Genomic DNA, 23,632 nt, shown 5'->3' with positions numbered 1-23,632 from the left:
GAGGTATATGATGCAACTGGACTGGATCCGTACGTTTGTCACTCTTGCCCAACTTCAGCATTTCACCAAGACAAGTGAATACCTGAATTTATCTCAACCTACTGTCAGCGTCCACCTTAAAAAGTTGGAGCAAGCCCTTGGTGCAGCACTCATTCACCGTTCCTCCACCAATCAGCTGTTTGAATTGACGCCTGCAGGTGAACGGGTATTTGAGCAAGGGAAAGAGATGCTGGAACTATGGAGGACAATGGAACAAGTGAATCAAGCAAAGCAGGAAATTCAATTACGGATTGGTTCCACTCACACCGTCAGTGATGTTTTGCTTCCCGATTTTGTCAAAAAGATCAAGGTCTTGTACCCTCAAGTCCGTTTACAATTGATGATTCACAATCACGAGACGATAGTGGAAGCTTTGAATACAAACAATCTCGATCTTGCCCTCGTAGAAGGAACAAAAGGTTTAGAGCCCTTTCAGGTAGAGGTGATCAGTCGGGATGAGCTCCGCTTCTTCGCTAGCAACAGGATGAACCTCCATTCCTCCCCCTTCATCCTCAGGGAAAAAGGATCTGGGACGAGGGAATATGCGGATGAGTTCTTAAAGTCAGAGCGAATCGTACCGGTTGAAGTCCTTGAAGCAAGCAGTCATTTCTTAATCAAACAACTTGCTGTAAGGGGACTCGGGATCGCATTTCTTTCAAGCTCCATGGTCAAAGACGAGGTGCTCCAAGGCAAACTCGTCCCCATTGAGCCATACATTGTCCACCGCCCCATTTATGCGGTTCATCCTGAAACAGCGACTTCAGATCCAGTTATAAAGGAACTGATTTCCTTGATTGAGCATCCAAATTAAATAGAGGGACGGACCTTGTTTTCAAGGTCCGTCCCTCTTTGTTTAGCCGTTTTTTTCTTCTGAGCGATCTACGACAGCTGCACCGACAATGTCGCCGGTTACATTAGATGCTGTTCCACCCATTCCAATTATGGCATCGACTCCTGCAATGAGGGCGACTATTTCGAGTGGTAAACCGAACATCGTTAAGACCGCAGATAATGTAACCAACCCTGCAGCAGGAACTCCAGATGTTCCTATAGACAGTAAAGTCCCGACCAGCACAATCATCAACAGGTCGGTAACGGAAAGGTGCAGGTTCGTCACATTTGCTGCGAATACAATCGATACACCCATTCGTAAAGCTCCACCGTCTGAATTAAAGATAGCGCCTAATGGTAACGCGAAATTCGCCGTTTTCTCAGAGATCCCCGCTTTTTTGGCAGACTGAATGGCTACCGGTAAAGATGCGATACTGCTTGATGTAAAGAAAGCAGTGCTGTATGCTTCTTTCGTCTGTTTGAAGAAAGTGATGACAGAGTTACCTGTCAACTTTAAGAATCCAGCATATACGACAACCCAAAGAAGAAGAAGTCCAAGATAAAAGACCCCGACAAACTTCAGTAGGGATTGGATTGTTTCCCACCCCTGCTGACCAAATGTAGCCGCACTGATGGCAAACACCCCGATGGGAGCATAAGCCAACACCCCTCTAAGAAGGATATAAAACATTTCGTTAAAGGCTGTAAAAACTTTATCCAATAGTCCCCCATATTCCTGCATCTTACTATCTGCAGAAAATTTCATCCATGAAATGGCTATCCCCATGATGATGGCCAGGAACATAATGGCCAGTGTATCCCCCCCGGCAAAAGCCTGGAACAGGTTATCAGGAATAATTTGCAGCAAAACATCCCCAAACTGCGGTGCTTGCGGTTCTTCCACTTGCGTATTAGGCAGTTCCAAATTGGTTCCAGGGTTGAACAGGAACGCCAAACCAAGTCCGATGAAGACAGCGGCTGCCGTGGTGGCTGCATAATAAAGAATCAGCTTCCACCCCATCCGACCAAGCTGCCTCATACTCATCTTGTTCACTGCTTGCACTACGGTGAGGAATATCACTGGAATGGCAATCAAGCTAAGAAGGTGAATAAGCACCGTCCCAAATGGTTTCAGAATCTCAGCATCTGATTTAAAGACAAGACCGACGATGATCCCTAAAAGGAACCCGACGGACATCTTCAAAACAAAAGGCACTTTCATATATTGCTTCCATATGTACTTCATTTCATCTACGTCCTTACCTATATTTTTTTCAGATATTCATTATATCACTTTTACAGGAATAGGGACGGACCTTGTTTTCAAGGTCCGTCCCCCACAATTAAAAGTCTCTTACTCTTTTCTCCGCTTTTCCATTTCACTTTTATAATCATCATAATTGCCACTGTAGCTTTTTAATGTGTAATCTTCAACGGCAATGATCCTTTGTGCCATTCTATTGATAAAGTAGCGGTCGTGGGAGATGAAGAAAATGGTACCACTGAATTCGTCCAGGGCTTCCTCAATCGTTTCGATCGTATCGATATCCAGATGGTTCGTCGGTTCATCCAGAATCAATAGATTAATATCCTTAAACAGTAACTGAGCAAGTTTTAATCGGATTCGTTCTCCCCCTGAAAGGTGTTTTACTTTCTTGAACACACTTCCTTTGTAAAACATGAACTTTGAAAGGTATTCCCGCGCCTTTCCTTCCAGAATAAAGATGTCTTCCCGGAAAGCATCTAGAACGGTGGCTTCTTCGTTCTTAAATGTAATGATTTGAGGTAAATAGGCCGATTTTACATTTGCTCCAAACTGGATGACGCCTTCATCAGGTTGATCTTCGCCGATGAGCATCTTTAGAAAAGTGGTTTTTCCGCATCCATTTGGCCCAAGCATTCCCACTCTTTCTCCGTGACGCACCATGATATCACTATTGGTAAATATCAATTTATCCCCAAACTGTTTCGACAATCCAACTCCTTTAATGGTCTCTTTACCCGATCTTCCCGAAGCTTTCACGTCAAGCTGCATGTTCCTTCTTTCAAAAACGGGTTTATCGATATGCTCGATCTTGGATAACTTTTTCTGAACGCTTGCGGCCCTTTTAAAGAACTTCGTATTATCCGCTCTCATTGCCCAATCTCGTAAGCTTATGACCGTATTTTCCAATCGTTTGATCTTCTTTTGCTGCTCTTTGAAATGTTCGTATTGGATTCTCATATTCTCTTCTTTTTGAAGCACAAAAGAACTGTAATTCCCTTTATAGGAAATCGATTTCTTATCTTCAATTTCCACAATTTTGGTGACTACATTATCTAAGAAATAGCGATCATGGGAGACAATGAGGACCATACCTTTATAGCTCTTCAGGTAACCCTCCAGCCATTCGATCGATGACATATCCAGGTGATTCGTCGGTTCATCCAGGAGCAGGATGTCCGGCTGATGGATCAACAGCTTCCCTAACCCGACGGTTGTTTTTTCTCCTCCGCTTAACAAGTCAAAGTCACGCTCTAACAGGCTTTCTGTAAGCTGCAGTCCCGTACAGACCTTGCTTACCTTCTCATCCCTCTCATAACCACCCTTTACTTCAAATAATTGAATGAGGTTACTATATCGGTCCATTGCTCTAGCAAGGTCATTCCCTTCCAGCACACTCATGTCATGTTCCAATTTGCGCATATCTGATTCAATTCGATCCACTTCCTCAAATGCTGAATAAAGGACATCCCTCGCCTTCAATCCTGCTGGGTATTTTGGCGATTGTTCAAGGTAGGCACTAGTTGCGCCATTCGAGATGTGGATGAGACCTTCATCGTATCCGTAGCTTGAAGTCTGGGGGTACCCAGGATAATAATTCATGGGCTCTATGCCTGCAATCACCTTTAAGACTGTACTTTTTCCGGATCCATTCTCCCCGACGATTCCCACTTTGTCTCCTTGAAAAACTTCAATTGAAACATCTTCAACAACAAGTGTCGCTTCCATATATTTTTTGATTCCATTAACTTTTAACTCCAACATATACGTCCCTTCTTTCATTAACATGAAGTTACGCTAGTTATGGACAGGTTAAAAAAGGCTTACTTCTATTCACTTATGCAATAAAAAAAGACCATAAGAAGGGAATCCTTCCTACAGTCTTGTATCATAATCAACATCTGATCCATAAAGAAGACACACCAAGTCATACAAATTACTGCTGACGTCGCATTCCTCTTCATGAAAATATCAACTTGATATCAGGAAAGTAAGTTTCCTTCTAATTGCCTGATCCCATAAAGAGCATAACAAATAAACCCATCTTCCATAGGCACTTTTAGCTCCATACAAAATCCGTATTAATTTAAAAATAAATTAATCAGCAATTAGTTGGTTCCATAAACTTACTATCCCTCCCCGCAACATTTTCATTATTATCTCATTATTAGATAATTTTGTAAATAGAGGGACGGACCTATATTTCTAAAAGTCAGGTCCGTCCCTCTCTAAAACCATCACTTGCCTATAAAGCCGCCTTCTGATTTGATCAATTGTCCTGTAATCCATCTGGATTCTTCACTGGCAAGGAAGTTGATCAGTCTTGCAGCGTCTTCTGGTTCCCCGATACGGCCGCTTGGAAACATGGGGAGCAAATGATTTCTGATTTCATCAGTGATCCACCCTGAATCTGTCGGGCCGGGATCGATTGAATTTACTGTGATCCCAACAGGAGCAAGTCCGACTGATAGCGGTTCCGTTATGGCAATCAACATTCCTTTTGACGCAATATATGCTAAATTATTTGGGTCCGGTCCTTTAGAAACCATGTTGATAATCCGACCATGACTGTCCCCCGGGAAAGCGCGCTCATATCGCCCTGCAAATTCCATTGTTAACAATATAGTACCGCTATTGTTCACCTGGTAATGCTTATCAAGAATGCTTTTATCAAGTGTACGGAAGTTTGCCGGCGCTTCGTATGTTGCATTGTTCACTAATATTGCAGGTGTGCCTAGAATTTCCTGTACTTGGTCCATCAATCGTAAAGGAGCTGTTTCATCACTTAGATCCAGCTCCATATGAGCAGCACGCACTCCCGTATTGAGTAACTCCTCACATAGAAGTTGAGGAAAGCTATGTTCTACTCCTGTTCCACTCATATCATCAAATGAACTCAAATGAGTAAAAAAGACATCAGCACCTGCACGTGCAAGCGAACGACAAATGGCTGCCCCAATGCCCTTGTCCCGGCTTGCTCCCGTCACGATGGCTATTTTACCTGTCAGATTGGTCATAATATGTTATACCTCCTATTAATAGAAGAAAAGATACTCGTTAGTCCCCTAAATATTTTCATAGATTTCCAGTAACGCACCCTCAGGATCACGAAAATGAGCGACCTTCATCCCCCACTCCAATTTCTCCATGGGACTGGTGATGAATTCCACCTTTTCTTTCAGTTTTTCATATGTATCCTCGACACTCGCCACCTCAAAAATTAAAGCAAAACGTTCACCTTGCTCCCCTCCTACAATGTATCCGGAGTTGAGGGCATCCGTCATCTGTTTCCTCTCAAATATCCCTAAGTGTGTTTGTCCAACTTTAAATTGTCCATACAGGGAGTTTTCATCACCCCACGATACTTCAAAGCCCAGGACGTCTCTGTAAAAAAGAAAGCATTTTCTATAATTGTCCACCAATAATCTGGTATGTGTTAATTTCAATTCAAAAACCTCCCTTAACGATCTATTTCTACCAATTATTTCAAACCACTTTATTTCTGGCAATCTTTTTATAGATTTCAAATAGATTTCTAAAGTGAAGAACTAGTTTGAAATTACAAAAAGCCCAGTCAACCTAAACTGGACTTTCTGAAATGGTGAAAGTTTCAAGTTTGCCAGGGTCCCATCATTGCCCTGTCCCTCCACCTGAATCCCGTCCGCCACCCATGGTGTAGTTACGGTCTTCCCCTGGTTTCGCTCCGGGGTCTATGCCAGGTGTGTGGCGGTCGTTCCCTCTTCGCTTGCGTCTGATGTCAATGGCTAACGCAAATACTAAGGTTCCTGCAATTAAAACAAAAAACCACAGCATTTATATCTCCCCCTTATCATCATATGTTGAGGATGGAATTCAAATGCAGTCCTCGTTTCAGATATGATCAGGCAGTGAAAATGGTTATTCGTTCGTAGCAGTCTTGGAAAATATATCTGATTAATGTTCCGCGAAGGTCTTTCTGAATCCATAAAACGGTCTGTATCCTTTTTGTTCATAATAGGTATGAGAAGACGTGTTGGTCAGCATCTCAATTCTCGTCTTTGGAAATAGCCCATGAACGTATTTGAGCATAGCATCTCCGATTCCCAACCCGCGGAAATCTGCGTGGACCAGCAGTTCACAAATAAACAATGTTACAGATTGATCCGTAAGTCCTCGGATATAGCCGATGACACGCCCATTACACTCTGCTACATATGCAATGTTCGAATGCTCCCAAGCATCCTTTGTACTTTCCATGTTTTCCACTAGATTATTCCATTTTTCTTCTCTATTTAAAGTATGTATATTGAAAAAGTCCTCCGTTTCGTATGCCCTTATTTCTATGTGGTTTTCATTTTTCAAGCGTATTTGCATCTTGAATTTCCTCCCATTGTTTAGTCCGATAAAATCTCTCTAACTCTCTACCAAAATACTTCATTCCAACGTTCATCAAAAAATAAAAGAAAGTTATGACTTTACTTTAACATAATTATCCATCCACTCGGATGTTTTTAAAAAAAGAAGCTCAATCATCAGATTGGCTTCTTTTACTCCTATCAATTCCATTCCACTACAGGCTTGTCGATTTGAGGTGGAATCCCTAATTCTTCACCAGCGGCAAATATCAATTCTTTTCTAAAGTAGTAACTAATATGGTGCACAATCTTCCCATTCTCCACTTCCTGGTACTGGATATCATGAATTTCAGGTCCATTCGTACCCTCAGAAAGCATGACTATGACATGACGGCCCCATAAGCAGTATTCCACAGCCCTCATACCAGGGAGACCATATTTCATGGATCCGGAACGCATCTCCCCCTTGCTGTATTCCTGGAAACCGAGGACAGCCTCATTGTGGGCTTCTTCACTGATTAATGCCATAACAGCTTCAATATCACCTTCATTCATTGCATTCAGGTAGGCTTGGATGACAGGATGAGTGTCAGATACCGGATGTTGAGACTTGCTCTCGAGTAGGTCGACAGATTGCAACTTCTCTTTCATCCGACGGACCGTTGCATAGACCGCTCCCGGAGTGGTCCTGACCATCCCTGCCACTTCCCTGGCATCGAATCTGAACACTTCTTTTAACAGAAAGACCGACACCTGCCTCGGGTAAAAAAGATCAAAAAGGATGTGTAAGGCTTCCTCTGCCTCCAGACCATCTGTGAAGTTTTCTTGAGGAAGTTCATCTTCCTCAAGGAGACCGACATGTCTTTTTTCTTTACGGCACTGGTCAATCCACGTGGTTGTCGCCATTCGATACAAATAGGCTTTCGGGTTAGTCGGGTGCCAACGCTGGTAATAACCTCCGAATGCTTTTAGCATGGTATCTTGAAATAAATCCTCTCCATCCCAGGGTGAGCCCGTTAAATAACGACAATACCTCCACAAGCCTTCTTTGAATTCTTCGATCATGGAATGGAATTCCATCGCCAATTCCCTGTTTTTTTCCGTAAAAGATTCTTTCATTTTTCCCTGCATGGTCATCCCCCTCTATTTGATCATTCATATGTAAAACGTTTAGACAATGCAAAATTATACGGAAACAACCAAAATATTTTTTGAAAAAAACTATATATCCCTTTATATTTTACCATAATATTCAAAATACTAGCATAATAGAAAAAGAGGGACTCCCCGATTAGGAAATCCTCCTATAAAAATTGATTACTAATATGTGCATTCAATTCTTCTGTTCATTTCCCCTTTTAAAATTACCCGTCACTTTTGCCATAATTAACTGCATCCCTTTTTCATCATGGGCTTCTTTCATTTTCTTCAAGAATTTATCCGCTTCTCTTCCTTTTAAGCTTTTCACCTGCTTACCTTCATACTCGATAAATACGGTTTGATCTTTGAGGACCCGGTATTGAAAAGGAGAATCATCCAGTCGGTTTCGTTTATCGATATTGTCCATCCCTTGTTTTCCCTTCTTTTCATAATTGTTCGTGTTGTTTCTTTTTAGGATTAGAGCCGTGTTTGTATCATTTCTTATTAATTCATCACCCATTTATCCTTCATAAATAGAACTCTGCCAATGGCAAAGATGATTACCATGATCACCAGATTGCTTCCTATCGTAATCGCGATGTGCTGATAATCGACCACACCCATCAACAGTTCTTTAAATTGGCTGAATAAGTTTAGAATCGGTATGGCAAAATGTTTGAAGGTGAGCTCATTTAGTCCGACATTTGTGATAATCATGCCTGGAAACGCCGCAAGCATCATAATTGGCGCACTGTAGCTACCGGCTTCTTTAACGGTTTTCCCCAGAATGCTTGTGATCATCTGCAGGGAAGCGATGAACACGGCATACACAATAGTTAGCAGTAGGGAAATCCCTATAATGACATAGACATTCTCTCCAAAGGATACGGCTTCTTTTAAGTTTTCTGTAAACAGGCTGATCTCCATCGCGAGGACAATAAGCGTGACAAGACCTGTAATGACACCTACTGAAGCAATGGTCAACCATTTAGAAAGCATTAATGTGGAGCGTTTGACGGGTGTCATGAGTAATGCTTCCATCGTTTTCTTTTCTTTTTCCCCAGCAAATAAGTCAGCTGCCGATGGGGCGGTTCCCACTCCTATGGATATAGCCAGGATTAGCGGAACAAGAAAAGATAACAGGAACATACTCCCCTCTTCATCTGACACTTCCTGTTTTGTGATGGTGAATGGCTGAATGACAGAAAGGTCCGTCCCTTCAGCTCTCAACCTTTCTGACGTAACCACTTTCTCAAAGGCGGTGAGAGAGTTGGTAACTGCATTCATCAGGTTGCTGGAGTTCTGGCTGAAGGAATCTCCGATCAAGGTGATATCAGCTTGCTTTCCTTCATTGATATTTTGAATGAAATCACTGCTCACAATCATGGCAACAAGTGCTTCTCCCTCTTCAACGGCTTTCCTGGGATCGTCTGTTTTCACTAATTCAATCGTTTCATTTCCTGAGAAAATTTGAGTGACGTCCTTACTGACATTGGAGTCGACTGCGAGGGCATACGTTTCACCTTCTCCACTTGAAACCATATTTTCATAGAAGAAAACGAGTCCACTCATCATAAAAATCGGAAGAAAGACGGTCAAAAGAAGAGTTCTCCTGTCTCTGAAGCTGTCTTTCAATTCTTTTAAATAGATACTAAGAAGCATAATGTTCATCCCCTCTCACCAGTTTACTCATAAAGATATAATTAAGATCCCTGCTCTTTTCAGTCTTATATAATTCTTCGATATCCCCCTGGTACACCAATTCCCCTTTATGCATCATGGCTACTTTGTCACATAGCATGGAGACTTCTTCCATGATGTGACTGGAGAAGAGGATGGTCTTTCCTTCTCGTTTTAATTGATGTACAAGTTGGCGGAATACATTCGAAGAAGTGATGTCGAGACCAGTCGTCGGTTCGTCAAACAAAATGATTTCGGGATTATGAATCAGGGTTCTGGCAATGGCTACCTTCTGACGCATACCTTTGGAGAAACCTCCCACTCTTCTGTCAAGATAGTCTCTCATCCCGAACATCCGGGAGAGGTCGTCGATTCTCACCTTTGTTTCATGTTTGCTTAATCCGTATAATCGAGCAAAGTATTGAAGATTCTCCCTTGCAGATAATCGGTCATATAAACCGGTTTCCCCACCAAATAATACACCGATCTTGGTTTTGATTTCGTTTGGTTCTTTTAAGGTATCGTGACCTGCAACTTCTATTGAACCCTCGGTGGGTGTCAATAAGGTGGCAATCGTTCTAAGAAGTGTCGTCTTTCCGGCACCATTTTCGCCTAACAGCCCGACCACTTCACCTTTTTGAATCGAAAGAGAAACATGTTTTAATGCGGTTACATATTTTTTCTTATCTTTAAACTGTTTTGTAACTTCATGAATATAAATCAATTTTCTCACCTCATTAAGTATGATTGTAATGTCATCTTACAAATAATTGGTGATGGAATCTTTACTTATGTCGTGAAATGTCCTTTTCTTGTCGTGAAAATGCCAAATTCTTCATGAAAGATGGTAAAATGAAGGAGAACTTCAGAAGATGCGAGGGGAATGGAAATGAAGATTGGTCTCGTAGACGATCGAATGATTGACTTAGATAAATTAAATGGCATCGTTTCCCGTGCCGAGGGACTGGAAATCGTCTTTTCCACCACCTCCGCCGAGGAAGCCTATGACCAAATCAAGAAAGAAACCATCGACGTATTGATTGCAGATATTGAGATGCCCCACCTATCCGGATATGAATTGGCAGACATCATCCACTCACATGCTCTCAACATATCGGTGATCTTCGTGACGGCAAACAGTGGATATGCTGTCCATGCCTTTGAATTGAACGTCCATGACTATATTATGAAGCCATATACAAATGATCGCCTGATGAAATCCATCGAGCGACTTATGGAAAAGTCGAGAACGGCAGAATTGAAGGGCCGACTCTATTTAAAGCAAAAAAATGATATTCATATCATTCAAAAGAAAGATATCGTCTTCATTGAAAGATCTGGCCGGGCAACGACGATTTACACGAAAGAGGAAAGCATCAAAACCTATCTGACCTTAAATGAATTAGAAGGTGAATTACGGGAAAGGGATTTTATCCGTTCCCACCGTTCCTTCATCATCAATATACACTTTGTAAAGAATTTCTCACTCTATGCGAAGAATTCATATGTGATTACATTTGAAGGAATCGAGGCACAGGCAATGATCACAAAGGAAAAAGTAGAGTATCTGCAACAACATTATTTCTAAAAGGTGGACCCCGGTGTGAAACAAATGAAAATTTATTGGTTAATTCTTTCCCTATTTGCCTTTATACATATTCACGCATTATTAACGAACCTACAATGGGATCTGCCCGTTTATTTCACTTATGCAGCAGTCTTTTTCGTAACGTATCTGTGTTATAGAAAAACGAAAATACAGTCTTTTGGATTCAATCAGAAATGGGGTAACCTGCTTTCCCTCACACAACTATTTCTGTTACTTCCGTATTTGATCATTGATTCGACATGGTTACCACCGATCTTTTTTATGATTTTTATCGGGATTGAGTTGTTCCGATGGGATGTCTCCTCCAAATTTATTAGGCTTCAGAATGATATTGAGCAGTTCGAGATGGAACGACTTCATTTATCCGAAACATTTCGGGTTGTACGAAGTGAGCGGCATGATTTCCTCAAACATATTTCGTCCATTCACTATATGCTCGAACATCACCATCACGAAGAGGCAGCTGCCTATTTAGACGATTTGGTGGACGGGTATGAAGAAACCAACCTTTCCATTAAAGGGGAACGTGGAAGTGTGGCCGGAATTCTCCACCAGATGTACAATCGAGGAAAGACTTGCGGGGTGACGATGATATATGATGTAGATATGCCCATTTCCACGTTGCCCCTCCCAGATAAGAAAATAGTGACACTCCTTGGGAATCTGTTGTCCAATAGTATTGAGGCTTCAGCCGAATGGCTTGAACATTACGATAATGGAGCAAGCGTCAGCCTCCAGTTTTATAAACGAAGCGGGCTTTATATGCTGGTTTGCAAGAACCCTTCCCTCCCGATATCGCCATCGATCCTTGATGAACTGTATCAAAGCTACGGACATATAACAAAGGAAGGCCACGAAGGTCTTGGCACCAAGATCATTCAGGAAACCGTAAAAGAGTATAATGGTTTTCTGGATTTTGTGTATAAGGAAGAAGAATTTACGGTGAAAATTAAAATCCCGGCGATTCATTAGGGAAACCCAATTGACCAATAGATATTGCTAACGAAATGGTAAAGGTTGTAACATCTGAACATTCATTTTCATAAACAAAACACATTCATACGTTTCAGCAAACTTGTAGAGGGGAATATTTTTATGAATGAATCGAGAGGAGGAACCTCAATGAGTGGAGCATCTGGAGCTGTTTTGTTTATAATTATTCCTCTATTAATTATTGCGGTCATTATTGGAATAACGATTAGTTACTTTAGAAAAAAAGCGAAAAAAAATAAAAATTTCTAGGATTAATTGTTTAATTGACTTGAGAAAAAGGCTTGGTAGTACGAGCCTTTTTTTGTTTCATATACAACTAAAAAACAAATAAATGATCAAGGCATTTATCGATGACCATCTCTGCGCGCTTGAATATAACCATAGTACGCGCATGTGCCATTTTCAGTTAAGTCTTTCACCTCGAATCCACAGGTTTCATAGAACTTAAAATTGTTTGCAGAGGTATGGGCAAACCAATCTCCATGTGGTAATTTGTTTACACAGAGCTCAACAAGTTTTTTCCCTATCCCCCTGCCCCGATATTCTGATAATACCACTAGGTCCATGATATTGGCGGCCATGATCTTGTCTGATATGACCCTGACCATGGCAATCATCTTGTCTTGATCCCAAACCGTGAATGCCCAGGTCGAGTTAGTGAATATCAAGGAAAACTTTTCTTTCTGCCATGAAGGTGTGTTTCTAGCCCAACCGGCATCTTCAAATAATGCTTCAACATAATGTTCAGGCACTCCCTCCGTTCCTTCTCGAATGACAAAACCGTTGAAATACTGATACATTTTCAGTTCCCCCAATTCTTTTCAAATGGATCTCTCCATTTTTAGAACTATTAATAATATGCTCTGTATACTTCACCAATGAGCCCCTTTAGCTGATGGATACCTGTGTCTGTATTCGTCATGATCACGAGACCCGCTTCTTCATATGGATATGCAACCATCATACCTTGAAAGCCGACTCCCCATCCCAGTGAGGAAACTTCTAACCCTTTTTCATGAGTATCACGAAAAACACCAAGCCCCATCCACTCTTTTTCAAATTGAGGGGCAATCATCTCTTTAGCACTGACCGAAGAGAGAAGATTACTTTCGCCTTTGATTGCTTTCATCCATTCAGTAATCAATAGAGCAACATCCGTTGGGGTGGTCCATAATCCTGAAGCTGCAGGATAGGGGTATATGGGGTATTCTCCGGTTACCAAGCCACCATCCTTGGTATGGCCACAGGAGAACTGATCTTTGGATGCCGGCAGCTGAAAAGTACTATTCTTTAACTGTAGGGGCAGGAATAAATATTTTTCCATTACCCCTTCGAATGATTCTCCCATAATATCCTCTATCACAAGCTGGATGACGCAGAAGCCGGCATCGGAATAGGAAAATTCGCTTCCAGGCTTATATTTCACTTCGATTGGAATCTCACAATAGGGTGTTTTCCCTTCCAAGATGTCGACCATGGAAGGGGTATCAGACATAGATAAGATTTCAGAAAAAGAGCCTTCCGGATCCACAATTCCTGAATGGTGACTGAGTAAATGCCTCAATGTTATGATTCCGAGAGAATTCCCGGGAACTTTCCATGATGACAGGTACTCATTAATATTTCTATCTATATCCAGAATGCCCTGTTCAGATAAAGTCATCACTAACATGGAGGTGAAAAACTTACTGATTGAACACGCATGAAAGATTGAGTCATGTTCCACTCGTCTATTTGTTCCTACCTCAAGAAAACCAAAGCAGTCGGTTTTACTGATGCAGGCGCCTTCAATTGTAGCCATGCTGACTCCGACAATCTGGTGATCTTTCATTTTTTTTTCAAAGTTGATCGTTTGTGGTTTCATAGGATCCCCCACTATTTTTATCATTAAGAATTCCCCTGAAAATGATGGGAACATCTTTCATTTTCCTTCTCCAAACCATGTGATCCGAACCTTCACCCCAGTAATCCTTCAACCAATAATCGGGATATCCCAATTTTCTTGTCCATATCGTTTGAGCGCTAGCATATCCACTATCCATGCAAAACTCTTCAATCCCCCGATTTAGAAACGTAAGAAGCATCGTGTTCAAAAGGAGCGAACCAATCCCACATCTTTGGTAACCGGGATGAACAAAAACCGTTCCTATCTCATATACATCCCTTAGAGCGCCACCGGTAGTGCGATTGATGAGCTCAGTGGAATGACCGTATTCGATGGTACCTACTATCTCTTGACCATCTTTTGCTATTAGGAAATACCGTTCTGTCCCATTACTATCAAAGTCAGATTGTAAGTAGGCATTCTTGGTTTCTAGTTCATTCTTTAAATCTTCATGGAACAAAGAGATCCCTTCTTTGGCAAAGGTATCTTGAATAACCGTTGTAAAAAATTGGGTCAGTTTTTGTTTATCGGTTGATTTTGGTCTGCAAATTTCAATTCTATTCATAGTCGTTCACCCCTGAATTAGGCTACCAAATCACAACAACTGGATCAAAATGCATTCTTTTCAGTGAGCATTCTTCTAATCAGCCGGATTTGGCCCCTGTGATTGATCTCATCCTCGAATACATGAAACCAGATGAAATAATGGTTGGAAGGCTGATTATCCCATAATCTGCTTTCAAAGAGCCATTCATCATTACGCACGGAAAACTCCTGGAATGTTTTCTTTCTGACCTCCCCAAGTTTTGTCAGATAAAATTCAAGAGGGTTCCCATTTATATTCTTTCGACCTTTTTCTCCTAGGCTATAGGCTGCACCCCATTCAGCCATTTCCTGTTCGTTTGGCCTTCTCCCATCAAATAGTTCTATTTGAAACCCTTTTTCTACCGCCGCCATATGGAGCAATAGAGCTCCGATACTGTTAGCACCTTCACACGGTAAAAAGTCCAGTTCAGAGGGGGTTAATCCTCTCACACTGTCCAATGTCGTTTTTCTGGCATAGTCCATCTGAGAGACCAGGTAACTGATTTGCGGACTATAACCCTTTCGTGAGTCTATTTTATATTCCATAGATTATCGCACCTTATCTGTCATATTAATTAAACGACTGGATTCGAGAGCCGCTGTTTCACTGGGAAAACGTCTTTAGGTACCCATCCTTCTTCGCCATTTTTCTTGATTAAGTCATATCCTGTGCAACTACTGTCAACAACCGATATGATATCTCCAATATCTACAGAGATCTGAGCACATGAAAGATCCGTTTTTGCTGAATATGTTCCCTTTTCACTTTCATGAATGTACTCATTTTTAACATATAATAGATCATCCGTTCCAACTTGTTTGCACAGTGTAAAATGCTCAAATGGTTGAAGGGGTATCAATTCGTAGTTTGGGTAGGAAATGGACCCCGACATGATTGGTTCTGATATGTAGCCCTTCACCACTTCACATGTTAAGTGATGATGGGTATAGGTTTGGGAAAAGCTGTCCCCGTTCTTGGTTCTATGTATGATAAATGCATTTAACTGACCTGTCGATTTAATGACATTCCCGCCGTCAATGGAGATGATTTTCTTATCTTCCCTTACAACCGGATTATTGGAAGGAATGTCACTGGAATAATTGACAACAGGCCAATGGCCGACAATGACATATTTCCCTGATCGATGTGATTTCTCGAGGAATGCAGGCATCGTGATCGCTGCTATTCGATCCGTTTCTCTCCAATCCTCACCATCATCAAGACCTGCATGGACGAAAATATAGTCGTCTGTTTCGATGGCAGTCGGTAACTCCATCAGCCATTGTATTTCATGGGGGAAATGGCGTGTAAGGATCTCTTTCACCTCCTGAACCGCAGTATCCTCTTTGAGTTCAAATCCTACTTCATCAAGCCACTCTTTCAATATGGAATGTTTTCTTGATCTGATATAGTTCATCAATTTAGGATTCTCTTCAAGAAGATCTTCTACTACAGTGTCGCAATTTCCCTCCGTTACATGAACATTCGGGTTCCTCTTTGTTAATTCCATGATATATCGGACAGTCCCTTTACTGTTGCTTCCTTTTTCACAAAGATCACCATTTATGAATAGATGGTCTTCTGAACTGAAATTCACTTTTTGTAGGAGCTTGATAAAAAGATTCAGTTCTCCATGTATGTCCGAGATTACTATGACTCTGCCTTGATTTGGTAAGATCACTCGTTTGATTTTCTTCAATGTCGTCTCCTTCCTCGAGCAATGGTCAATCGCTCCTATTCATTTCGCTGTGAATTCCGCTTTCTAGAATATATTCCAATAACCCCTCTATACTTCCCGAATACTTTTCCACTTCAGGTAAGTGGTAAAATGTAGTCGTGTTTGCAAGATCATATACCTCACCTTTGGGGGAATACAGGATGGTGCGCTTTCCAAGTCCCAGCGCTATTCCCAGTTCGACGTGACTTCCTTTTCCTCCAGGAAGTATAATGATGACCACATTTGATTCAGTGATGGCATCTTTTTCATTCTGTCCGATATGCTGAAGGTCTTTCAATGATGATGCGCGATCATTCCTGGTCCAATCATATGTATGGCTAAAGCCTTTCTGTTCAAGTCGATCACTTACATGTCGCACAAGGTCCTTATTTGCAAAGCTTGAGCCAATATAAAACTTCATCATTAACACCCTCTTTAGATTGAATACTAGTTTCGATACAATTTAGCTGCTGTTATTGTTACCCCATTACGGATAGATAAAAAGATAAAAAATCAGTTTTTATTTACTCACTAACCCATCATGAGGAAAAGGATCAATACAAGTCCAGTGAACATATAAGTTGAATATTTTTTTCTGTCGATTCCTATCCTAAGTTCCCAAAGACCGACTGTAATTAAATACGCTCCCAGCAGTCCCATGACAAAAGGCAGTATGATAAACAATAGCAATTCAACTCCCCCATTCCTAATACAGCTATTGATAGTACGAACGCATATTCCAATTATTCCAAATTATTTAATAAAACACAATCCTTTCCAAAATTAAAAGGTGCCACCCTAATGTAAGGGTTGACACCTTCTCTACTCCTTTAACCGGTCCCGACGCCGATCAATGTAAAGTGTTCCATTTTCCTGCAACTCAACATAAAATGCATCTTGAAGTTTCACTTGAAAGTGGTGCAGCTGATTTCGAAGCCACTCTTCAGATATGCCCACTTCCTTTAAATTCTGATACAGGATGTTCCCATCAACGATTAATTCTGTTGGGATGTATGTAGGTTTACCGGTTATGATATCCTGATCCTTTTTGGTTAATGGTTGATTGTCGGATTTTAAAAACACGGTTAATTTCCCATCAGGTTCGAAGATGGCGGTATCAACTTCGTTAGTAGAAAATACATTTTTTTCTCTTAGGAGCATGCTTAAATCGTCCATATTCAGATGATGTTTCCCTAACGTATCTTCAAGAATTTTACCATTCTTCATGACAATGACCGGTTGCCCATCCATCACTACCCGTGCTCTCGGTGATTTGAGTCCGATATATCCAACCAGGAGTGTTAAGACACTCCACCAGACAAGGCTGGTGAGTCCTTCAAAAAAAGGCATCTTCGATTCACCTGCAATATCTGCTGCAATGGAACCGATGGTGATCCCTGTTATATAGTTAAAAAAAGTTAACTGGCTCAATTGTTTCCTTCCGAGCAAACGGGCGACAAGGAGGAGAACCAGGAAGCTTGCTGTTGAACGAGCAATCATTTCAAAGTAATCAACGTGAATCAATTCGGTTCGACTCCTACAGGTATTTTCTATTAGTATTGTTTAATAAGTATCTAATATACTTTACCCCGTCACCATGCATTTGAAAAACCCCGCTACCGCATAACGGCTTATGAAGTTATCATGATATCTGCCGATTCTGCAGGATGATACCGATTGATATAATAATCTTCTGCTTTCCAATATCTATTTTCGAATTTTGACCTATTCTTTTTCGTTTCGTTTGATTCGCGGTTAAACCTCGTCTCCCTCGAACAGTCCAAATAGATAATCTTATCAAAAAAATGTCTCCACTCTTCCCTCTGAAGAAATACTCCTTCAATAATGATGAAACCTTTCTTTGGCAACAGAATGGTTCTGTCGTCATGAGTGTCTCGCGAGCCTTCATAAAATGGGAGAGTGATCTGTTCCTCTGCTTTCAATTTCTGAAAGAAGTGATTTGAAAGCCATTCTACATCCCACTGCAAATGAAAATATTCCTGCCTTTCTTCTGACCCAGTATGATAACGGCGTGCCCGTTCAACGATAAAATCATCCAGATGAAAAATTTGATAGGGACGATCTTCTTTCTCTAATTCAAAGCGTAATTGTTGAACCAAAGTAGTCTTCCCCGAACGACTTAATCCGTCTATCCCCAACACAAATCTCGAATTACCATGGTGGGCACCCATACTATTCAACAAATCCATATAGGAATTCAACTTATCCACTCCTCTACCTCTTAGTTAATTCCACATCATATTCTACCATTATTTTCATAAAAGAGGGACGGACCTCTCTTTTCAGAACAAAATCCTTTTGTATAAGGATTCTTTCTGAAAAATGGAGGTCCGTCCCTCATTCTATACTTGGATGAAGTGGGTTGGTTTGCCTATGCTGTAGAGCGTTAGTTCGTGCATGGCTCGTGTGCATGCGGTGTAGAATAGTCTTCGTAGACTTTCTTCATCGTATGTTTGGGCTGATGCGTCGTAAATAATGACGGCGTCGAATTCGATTCCTTTGGCTAAGTAAGCAGGTATCACGACAACGCCTTGTTCATATTCAAGGGAGACGCTTTTCATTAGTTTCAGGTCCTCGACTTGGTTTAATGAACCAAATACACGTTCACTTTCTTCAGCGGTTTTGCATATGACGGCGATTGAATGGTACCCATGCGCCTTCCACTTCTCAATTGTTCCGGTAATTTGATCATGCAGGTCATCATGGTCTGTGACTGTCGTTATGACAGGATTTGCTCCATCCCGCTCGAAAGCGGAGATATGTTCCCCGCCGGGAACCAGCCTTCGTGTAAAATCTATGATTGGTTTAGTGGACCGGTAGCTCTCGGTCAGGTTAATCTGATCTGTTTCATCCGGACCATACAATTCTGTCAAATTACTGAAATCAACATGTTCGTTTGCATGCGCAAAGATAGCCTGATTAAAATCTCCGAGGACGGTCAATTTCGCTGAAGGAAACAGCCTCTTGATGAACTCAAATTGAAATGGAGAATAATCCTGTGCTTCGTCGATGAGAACATGCTTAATGGATGTATTTGTTTGGAAACCGAGGATCAGCTCTTTTAATAGTAAGAAAGGCGTCGCATCTTCGTAATAAAGTTTCCCTTCGTCAAGCATTCTCAACGTCAAACGGCATATATATTCCCATTTCCCAGGTGTATTCCTACTCATTAAAGAACGAATCATCAGAGGATCTGTAAAGAGCTGCTGATAAACCCCTTTTACATCCACATATTGGAGGGTCTTGATCCATTTGCGTAGCTTCTTGAACTTTTTTCGTACAACCAATCTTCTCAACGCTTCGTACTCTACTTCGTAATCATCGGCGATATTTCTCTTCCTAAAATACTTACGCGCCTTATGGTATTGCTCATTGCTCATCAACTCAATCGCTTCTTCCACCCAAGGCTCCACCCGTTCTCGTTTCTCTGCCTGATCGATTTGAATGTTTAGCCATTCAGTCAGCTTTTCGATCCTGTTATGGAAACGAAGTGATGTGTCACATGAATAAAAACGTTCGGTGATCTCTTCAGACGTAACGATCGTCCTTCCCCTGAACATGATTCCTTTGAACTTCATCCCTGAACCCTCTAAGAATTCCCTGTATGATTTGATTGCTTCAAAGAAATCGGTAGATGCCTTGAATTGGATACTTGCCGTACGTGTTTCATACGTTTGGCGGTTGTCTGCTTTCCTCAACACGTACTCGAGCTGATCGTATGGACCCTCAACCTGGAATTCCTTGCTTAATCGGTGGTCCAAATACTCCTGGAAAGTTACCTGTTCCATGTTTTCTTCCCCAAGTTCAGGTAGAACTTGAGAAACATAACTGTTGAACATAGAGTTAGGTGAGAACAGAACGATTTGATCTGCTTTCAAGGTTTCCCTATATTTATATAATAAGTACGCGATACGCTGAAGGGCAGCAGATGTTTTCCCACTCCCAGCTGCTCCTTGAACAATGAGGAGCCTGCCCTGGTCATGCCTGATAATCTGATTCTGCTTCTGTTGAATCGTAGCGACAATGCTATGCATGTGATTGTCTGTTCGTTTACCGAGTACCTCCTGTAAAATCTCATCGCCGATCGTGAGGCTCGTATCGAACATGGACTGAATCACACCATCCCTGATGAGATACTGCCACTTGCTTTCCACTACCCCACGGATGATGCCCCCCGGGGTGGTGTATTCGGCCTGCCCTGGTGGATAATCATAATAAACACTTGAAATCGGTGCCCGCCAATCGTAAATAAGAAAGTCATTACCTGTTTGATCAGTCAGGGTCGATATCCCGATATAAACCCTTTCAGTGGATTCCCCCTCTTCAGTAAAATCAATGCGCCCGAAATAGGGCTTCCCTTTCATCCTGTGCAAAGCCGATAATTTTTTAAGTGCCTGCTTGTGAGTACTCTCCGAAACGGTTAACGATTGCGCCTGCTGCCTTAAGGCAATAACGGTTTCCAGAAAATCATCGAAGGTATCTGTGTTTACCTTTACCTCATCCCAGAAATGATTTCGGGTCTCCGCCACTTCCTCCTTGCGCCTTCCTGTTTCGGTTTCCAGGGTCTCAATCTGTTGCAAGATATTATCAATCACATCGTCCACTCGCTTTTGCTCATGTCTCATTTCAGATTTCATCTAAGCACTCCTTCAGCTATAAAATTCAGGGTTGACTAACGAGGATATTATGTTGTATAATTATTATTGAGGGGATATGAATATTTTTACCCCAATAAAAGTGTTTCTGTACTAATTTATCATAATCACAAGACATTTACAATAACAAATTGAAACCTGCACCTACTATTTATCCTAGTGGTGCAGGTTTTTGTGTAGATAGATATGCTGCTCTCCCGTTCTAAAATACCCCATTCTCGTTCACAGGATTCTCCGGAATCGGTTGACCTACGTCCCATAATTCTACGATTCTTCCATTTTCAAATCGAAAAATGTGGACAACCGCTGCCCCTGCATCCTCGGGGTTCTGCCTTACATAGGAATGAACCGCTACTGTCTCTTCATCTGCCATCGCTCGTTTCACTTCAAATCTCTTGTCGGGATTTTTAATAGCATTGTCTTCCATGGCGATCATAAGCGAATCCGGGTCACCACGAAAATAGGGGTTGTGATGACAAAAATCATTTCCTGTGTAATCCTTAAACGCTCCCCGGACATCTCCTGAGGCAACTCGTTCCAGAAACGAAACGGCTATTTCTTTTTTGGACATTGCATATGATTCAGACACTTCCATCACCCTTTCACTATTTATCACTTAGTTTATTGAACACTCTTCCCTAACTCATTAGTACATCATAAAAAGTCCCATTAAAAAATAAAGTGATGTCCCCTATCGTTCCAATGCAAAAAAAGGTGAAATAATAGGTTGCCTTTGTCACTTCTTTTTTGAAAAGCTCTTTACATGCTTGAATAAAAAGCCGATCAAATTTAAACCAACTGAGTATCCAGGCAATGATAAGGAAACTGGCAATCGTCATTTTCCATCCCTCCCAATATCTCGCTGACATGACTCACTATACGGTCATCTTCCAACTTGTACTTGCCAGCCATTTCTCTTTCTCTTTATAATCAGGTACAATCTTCCCAACCAACCTCCAGAAAGATCGATCGTGGTTGAGGTGGATCATATGGCACATTTCATGGACCACGACATAGTCGATGACCTCCTGTGGGGCCATGGCCAATTTCCAATTAAAAGTCAGCTGCCTTCTACCGTCGCATGTCCCCCATGTCTTTTGACTATCCGATATGCGTACCGACCGGGGCTTGTTCTTAAAATGGTGCTGATGATGAGCGATGCTGCTCTCTACCATGGACTTGCACCTCTTGTAGTAAAAACGTTTCAACGCCTGCTTTACCCGTTCATCTTCAAGCTCTCTGACCTGGATTTTTAGCGTATCCCCGCTAAAAGTGACAGAGTCTTTTGTGATGTCAGGGGTATGAAGAACTTCAATGGGGAAGCTTTTTCCGAGATACAGGAAAGGTTCTCCATGTTGGTAGGACTTCATCTGAGGGCCATTTAAACGCTCCTTCAATTCTTTCGATTTCTGAAGAATCCCATCCCAATGATGCTCAAGCAATCGAATGACAGATTCTTCATCCGTCCCTTTAGGTGCTTGGACTTCAATATTCCCATAGCTATCTAGGAAAATGCCGATTGATTTACGGTTTTTACACTTAAGTTCAAATTGAATCGTCTCTCCTGCATACGTATGATTCATCTTCTAACCCCTATATCGGATTGCCAATCCCTTTAAGAAGTTCCGCGCGTAGCGATCGCCGCATATACGGTAGTTTTTATGTCCTTCTCTTCGAAAAATCGCACCTAATTCCCCTTTGGTGATATGTACGTCAGCCAATTCCAGGATTTCAATCATATCCTCACTGGTTAAGGAAAGTGCAATCTTTATTTTCTTTAAAAGAAGATTATTCACATGTTCATACGTTAATTCCGGTCTTTCCGCCTGTCCAGGCTTCACTTCCCGCTTCCCTCTTTTAAACGTGATAAAACCATTCAAAAAGGATTCGAACATCTCATCGTCACAATGTATATGATCGTCCCCTTCATTCAACCCTTCTTCATCCATTGACTTCGTCAGCACTTTCATCACTTCATCTTTTGATAATTCTATTCCACCAAGCTTGAAGATGTCTACCATTTCTGTATTTTTAAGATCGAGAGCGTACCGCAATCGAATTAAGATATCGTTATTATCAATATTCATTTGAATGCCTCCTGAGATTTTGCGTTTACTAAATCATTAGCTTACCATCTTAACGGCATAAAAAGAAGCTTGCAAGATAAGATTCTCAAAAAGCATAGGCAAAATAGATCTTCTTTCTAATTCATTCAGAAAAAAATGAAAGGTCCGTCCCTCAAAGAGAACAGACCTTTAAAAGATGTTTAATAATTCATCAAATGATTGAATCTTATAGTCATATGACTCTACTTTTCCAAATCCATACGATGCATATACAAAGGGGATGCCTGCTTCTTTGGCTGCTTTACGATCGCCTTCTGTATCTCCAATATAGACAGGTTCCTTTAATTGGTTTCGGTCAATGATGAGTTTAATGTTTTCCCCTTTTGAAAGACCAGTCCTCCCTGGATTCTCGTAATCATTGAAATGCCTGTCCAGCCCATGATATTCATAGAATGCTTCGATATAACCGTCCTGACAGTTGCTTACGATGAATAAATCGTATTTCTCAGAAAGCTTCTCCAACACTTTCTCTACATGGTCATATATTTGACCACCGTTCTTACTCAGGTGGGGAATTTCATGATAGGAAAGGTCTTTCAATAATTGTTCCCTTTCCTCTTCATTCAATTCCGGGAACAACTTCTTACCAATTTCTTTCATTTGAAGCCCCATGGTACCCTCTAAGTGCCTTCTGGTGATTCCATGCTCTAATTGCTCATGTTCGATGATTGTCTTATTCCAAGCTTCCAGTACCGACTCGATCGGGTCCCACAAGGTACCATCCAGATCAAAGATGATGCTGTCCATATTTC

General features: G+C 41.4%; 27 protein-coding genes. 3 read left to right on the top strand and 24 right to left on the bottom strand.

The features are described 5' to 3' along the window. Positions 1-7 precede the first annotated feature (7 nt). Positions 8-850, top strand: a complete 843-nt coding sequence (locus tag P8596_RS11745) for a LysR family transcriptional regulator (RefSeq protein ID WP_279726923.1) — start codon at positions 8-10, stop codon at positions 848-850. A 42-nt stretch (positions 851-892) separates the two neighbouring features. Here P8596_RS11745 and P8596_RS11740 read toward each other — a convergent pair whose 3' ends face one another. The 10 genes from P8596_RS11740 to P8596_RS11695 form a co-directional block, all read right to left on the bottom strand. Continuing rightward, the gene (locus tag P8596_RS11740; protein ID WP_224520063.1) at positions 893-2,116 is read right to left on the bottom strand and encodes a dicarboxylate/amino acid:cation symporter; all 1,224 of its coding nucleotides are present in this window, start codon (positions 2,114-2,116) and stop codon (positions 893-895) included. A gap of 108 nt (positions 2,117-2,224) precedes the next feature. Next, entirely contained in the window at positions 2,225-3,898 is a 1,674-nt protein-coding gene (abc-f, locus tag P8596_RS11735; protein ID WP_224520064.1) for a ribosomal protection-like ABC-F family protein, read from the bottom strand. Between the two features lie 473 nt (positions 3,899-4,371). Beyond that, a complete protein-coding gene (locus P8596_RS11730; RefSeq protein WP_279726922.1) occupies positions 4,372-5,151 on the bottom strand; it encodes an SDR family oxidoreductase in 780 nt (259 codons plus the stop codon). Positions 5,152-5,199: 48 nt separating this feature from the next. Continuing rightward, positions 5,200-5,580 (bottom strand): VOC family protein, encoded by a 381-nt coding sequence (locus tag P8596_RS11725; RefSeq protein ID WP_254651466.1) that lies wholly within the window; start codon positions 5,578-5,580, stop codon positions 5,200-5,202. A 184-nt stretch (positions 5,581-5,764) separates the two neighbouring features. Beyond that, the gene (locus P8596_RS11720) at positions 5,765-5,947 is read right to left on the bottom strand and encodes a hypothetical protein (protein WP_229595114.1); all 183 of its coding nucleotides are present in this window, start codon (positions 5,945-5,947) and stop codon (positions 5,765-5,767) included. A 120-nt stretch (positions 5,948-6,067) separates the two neighbouring features. Continuing rightward, complete coding sequence (locus tag P8596_RS11715; protein WP_224520068.1) at positions 6,068-6,487, bottom strand: GNAT family N-acetyltransferase; 420 nt, start codon at positions 6,485-6,487, stop codon at positions 6,068-6,070. Positions 6,488-6,669: 182 nt separating this feature from the next. Continuing rightward, positions 6,670-7,599: a sigma-70 family RNA polymerase sigma factor gene (locus P8596_RS11710; protein WP_279726921.1), complete on the bottom strand. Its 930-nt coding sequence runs from the start codon at positions 7,597-7,599 to the stop codon at positions 6,670-6,672. A gap of 202 nt (positions 7,600-7,801) precedes the next feature. Further along, positions 7,802-8,035 (bottom strand): hypothetical protein, encoded by a 234-nt coding sequence (locus P8596_RS11705; protein WP_279726920.1) that lies wholly within the window; start codon positions 8,033-8,035, stop codon positions 7,802-7,804. 77 nt (positions 8,036-8,112) lie between these two features. Next, a complete protein-coding gene (locus tag P8596_RS11700; RefSeq protein ID WP_224520071.1) occupies positions 8,113-9,270 on the bottom strand; it encodes an ABC transporter permease in 1,158 nt (385 codons plus the stop codon). Continuing rightward, positions 9,260-10,012: an ABC transporter ATP-binding protein gene (locus P8596_RS11695; RefSeq protein WP_034759629.1), complete on the bottom strand. Its 753-nt coding sequence runs from the start codon at positions 10,010-10,012 to the stop codon at positions 9,260-9,262. The genes P8596_RS11700 and P8596_RS11695 overlap by 11 nt, the downstream gene beginning before the upstream one ends. Before the next feature lie 165 nt (positions 10,013-10,177). Between P8596_RS11695 and P8596_RS11690 the strand changes: the two genes are divergently transcribed. Then, entirely contained in the window at positions 10,178-10,876 is a 699-nt protein-coding gene (locus tag P8596_RS11690; RefSeq protein WP_279726919.1) for a LytR/AlgR family response regulator transcription factor, read from the top strand. A 24-nt stretch (positions 10,877-10,900) separates the two neighbouring features. After that, positions 10,901-11,869, top strand: coding sequence for a sensor histidine kinase (locus P8596_RS11685; RefSeq protein ID WP_279726992.1), 969 nt, complete (start codon positions 10,901-10,903; stop codon positions 11,867-11,869). Positions 11,870-12,234: 365 nt separating this feature from the next. Here the strand turns inward: P8596_RS11685 and P8596_RS11680 are convergent, their stop codons facing one another. The 14 genes from P8596_RS11680 to P8596_RS11615 all read right to left on the bottom strand — a co-directional run bounded on the left by P8596_RS11680 (position 12,235) and on the right by P8596_RS11615 (position 23,627). Next, positions 12,235-12,690, bottom strand: coding sequence for a GNAT family N-acetyltransferase (locus P8596_RS11680; RefSeq protein WP_279726918.1), 456 nt, complete (start codon positions 12,688-12,690; stop codon positions 12,235-12,237). Positions 12,691-12,740: 50 nt separating this feature from the next. Then, positions 12,741-13,754, bottom strand: a complete 1,014-nt coding sequence (locus P8596_RS11675) for a serine hydrolase domain-containing protein (protein ID WP_279726917.1) — start codon at positions 13,752-13,754, stop codon at positions 12,741-12,743. Beyond that, positions 13,729-14,340 (bottom strand): GNAT family N-acetyltransferase, encoded by a 612-nt coding sequence (locus P8596_RS11670; protein WP_279726916.1) that lies wholly within the window; start codon positions 14,338-14,340, stop codon positions 13,729-13,731. Before P8596_RS11670 ends, P8596_RS11675 begins: the two co-directional genes overlap by 26 nt. A 44-nt stretch (positions 14,341-14,384) precedes the next feature. Then, the gene (locus tag P8596_RS11665) at positions 14,385-14,906 is read right to left on the bottom strand and encodes a DinB family protein (RefSeq protein ID WP_279726914.1); all 522 of its coding nucleotides are present in this window, start codon (positions 14,904-14,906) and stop codon (positions 14,385-14,387) included. Between the two features lie 29 nt (positions 14,907-14,935). Next, positions 14,936-16,060, bottom strand: coding sequence for a metallophosphoesterase (locus tag P8596_RS11660; RefSeq protein ID WP_279726913.1), 1,125 nt, complete (start codon positions 16,058-16,060; stop codon positions 14,936-14,938). Between the two features lie 25 nt (positions 16,061-16,085). Then, complete coding sequence (locus P8596_RS11655) at positions 16,086-16,502, bottom strand: nucleoside 2-deoxyribosyltransferase (RefSeq protein WP_347815210.1); 417 nt, start codon at positions 16,500-16,502, stop codon at positions 16,086-16,088. A gap of 398 nt (positions 16,503-16,900) precedes the next feature. Next, complete coding sequence (locus P8596_RS11650) at positions 16,901-17,602, bottom strand: DUF421 domain-containing protein (RefSeq protein ID WP_279726912.1); 702 nt, start codon at positions 17,600-17,602, stop codon at positions 16,901-16,903. Positions 17,603-17,709: 107 nt separating this feature from the next. Continuing rightward, positions 17,710-18,288 carry a kinase gene (locus P8596_RS11645; RefSeq protein WP_279726990.1) on the bottom strand — a complete coding sequence of 193 codons (579 nt, stop codon included), beginning with the start codon at positions 18,286-18,288 and terminating at the stop codon, positions 17,710-17,712. A gap of 153 nt (positions 18,289-18,441) precedes the next feature. Next, entirely contained in the window at positions 18,442-20,736 is a 2,295-nt protein-coding gene (helD, locus tag P8596_RS11640) for an RNA polymerase recycling motor HelD (RefSeq protein ID WP_279726910.1), read from the bottom strand. Between the two features lie 220 nt (positions 20,737-20,956). Further along, a complete protein-coding gene (locus tag P8596_RS11635; protein ID WP_279726909.1) occupies positions 20,957-21,349 on the bottom strand; it encodes a nuclear transport factor 2 family protein in 393 nt (130 codons plus the stop codon). A 43-nt stretch (positions 21,350-21,392) separates the two neighbouring features. After that, on the bottom strand, positions 21,393-21,593 hold the full coding sequence (locus P8596_RS11630) for a hypothetical protein (RefSeq protein ID WP_034759644.1): 201 nt from the start codon (positions 21,591-21,593) through the stop codon (positions 21,393-21,395). A 36-nt stretch (positions 21,594-21,629) separates the two neighbouring features. Beyond that, positions 21,630-22,337 carry a M48 family metallopeptidase gene (locus tag P8596_RS11625; RefSeq protein ID WP_279726908.1) on the bottom strand — a complete coding sequence of 236 codons (708 nt, stop codon included), beginning with the start codon at positions 22,335-22,337 and terminating at the stop codon, positions 21,630-21,632. 3 nt (positions 22,338-22,340) lie between these two features. After that, a complete protein-coding gene (locus P8596_RS11620) occupies positions 22,341-22,841 on the bottom strand; it encodes a YehS family protein (protein ID WP_279726906.1) in 501 nt (166 codons plus the stop codon). A gap of 168 nt (positions 22,842-23,009) precedes the next feature. Beyond that, the gene (locus P8596_RS11615; RefSeq protein WP_254651456.1) at positions 23,010-23,627 is read right to left on the bottom strand and encodes an HAD family hydrolase; all 618 of its coding nucleotides are present in this window, start codon (positions 23,625-23,627) and stop codon (positions 23,010-23,012) included. Positions 23,628-23,632: the final 5 nt, after the last annotated feature.

Origin of the sequence: Rossellomorea sp. DA94, assembly GCF_029834455.1 — a bacterium.
GTDB lineage: Bacteria > Bacillota > Bacilli > Bacillales > Bacillaceae_B > Rossellomorea > Rossellomorea vietnamensis.
This window is presented reverse-complemented; position numbering and strand designations above follow the sequence as displayed.

What these genes read in the sequence shown, in the direction of transcription:
- P8596_RS11745 (WP_279726923.1), top strand. Translation starts at nt 8, where the DNA reads ATGATGCAACTGGACTGGATCCGTACGTTTGTCACTCTTGCCCAACTT.
- P8596_RS11740 (WP_224520063.1), bottom strand. Translation starts at nt 2,116, where the DNA reads ATGAAGTACATATGGAAGCAATATATGAAAGTGCCTTTTGTTTTGAAG.
- abc-f (WP_224520064.1), bottom strand. Translation starts at nt 3,898, where the DNA reads ATGTTGGAGTTAAAAGTTAATGGAATCAAAAAATATATGGAAGCGACA.
- P8596_RS11730 (WP_279726922.1), bottom strand. Translation starts at nt 5,151, where the DNA reads ATGACCAATCTGACAGGTAAAATAGCCATCGTGACGGGAGCAAGCCGG.
- P8596_RS11720 (WP_229595114.1), bottom strand. Translation starts at nt 5,947, where the DNA reads ATGCTGTGGTTTTTTGTTTTAATTGCAGGAACCTTAGTATTTGCGTTA.
- P8596_RS11715 (WP_224520068.1), bottom strand. Translation starts at nt 6,487, where the DNA reads ATGCAAATACGCTTGAAAAATGAAAACCACATAGAAATAAGGGCATAC.
- P8596_RS11710 (WP_279726921.1), bottom strand. Translation starts at nt 7,599, where the DNA reads ATGCAGGGAAAAATGAAAGAATCTTTTACGGAAAAAAACAGGGAATTG.
- P8596_RS11705 (WP_279726920.1), bottom strand. Translation starts at nt 8,035, where the DNA reads ATGGACAATATCGATAAACGAAACCGACTGGATGATTCTCCTTTTCAA.
- P8596_RS11700 (WP_224520071.1), bottom strand. Translation starts at nt 9,270, where the DNA reads ATGCTTCTTAGTATCTATTTAAAAGAATTGAAAGACAGCTTCAGAGAC.
- P8596_RS11690 (WP_279726919.1), top strand. Translation starts at nt 10,178, where the DNA reads ATGAAGATTGGTCTCGTAGACGATCGAATGATTGACTTAGATAAATTA.
- P8596_RS11685 (WP_279726992.1), top strand. Translation starts at nt 10,901, where the DNA reads ATGAAAATTTATTGGTTAATTCTTTCCCTATTTGCCTTTATACATATT.
- P8596_RS11680 (WP_279726918.1), bottom strand. Translation starts at nt 12,690, where the DNA reads ATGTATCAGTATTTCAACGGTTTTGTCATTCGAGAAGGAACGGAGGGA.
- P8596_RS11675 (WP_279726917.1), bottom strand. Translation starts at nt 13,754, where the DNA reads ATGAAACCACAAACGATCAACTTTGAAAAAAAAATGAAAGATCACCAG.
- P8596_RS11670 (WP_279726916.1), bottom strand. Translation starts at nt 14,340, where the DNA reads ATGAATAGAATTGAAATTTGCAGACCAAAATCAACCGATAAACAAAAA.
- P8596_RS11665 (WP_279726914.1), bottom strand. Translation starts at nt 14,906, where the DNA reads ATGGAATATAAAATAGACTCACGAAAGGGTTATAGTCCGCAAATCAGT.
- P8596_RS11655 (WP_347815210.1), bottom strand. Translation starts at nt 16,502, where the DNA reads ATGATGAAGTTTTATATTGGCTCAAGCTTTGCAAATAAGGACCTTGTG.
- P8596_RS11645 (WP_279726990.1), bottom strand. Translation starts at nt 18,288, where the DNA reads ATGGATTTGTTGAATAGTATGGGTGCCCACCATGGTAATTCGAGATTT.
- helD (WP_279726910.1), bottom strand. Translation starts at nt 20,736, where the DNA reads ATGAAATCTGAAATGAGACATGAGCAAAAGCGAGTGGACGATGTGATT.
- P8596_RS11635 (WP_279726909.1), bottom strand. Translation starts at nt 21,349, where the DNA reads ATGGAAGTGTCTGAATCATATGCAATGTCCAAAAAAGAAATAGCCGTT.
- P8596_RS11630 (WP_034759644.1), bottom strand. Translation starts at nt 21,593, where the DNA reads ATGACGATTGCCAGTTTCCTTATCATTGCCTGGATACTCAGTTGGTTT.
- P8596_RS11625 (WP_279726908.1), bottom strand. Translation starts at nt 22,337, where the DNA reads ATGAATCATACGTATGCAGGAGAGACGATTCAATTTGAACTTAAGTGT.
- P8596_RS11620 (WP_279726906.1), bottom strand. Translation starts at nt 22,841, where the DNA reads ATGAATATTGATAATAACGATATCTTAATTCGATTGCGGTACGCTCTC.
- P8596_RS11615 (WP_254651456.1), bottom strand. Translation starts at nt 23,627, where the DNA reads ATGGACAGCATCATCTTTGATCTGGATGGTACCTTGTGGGACCCGATC.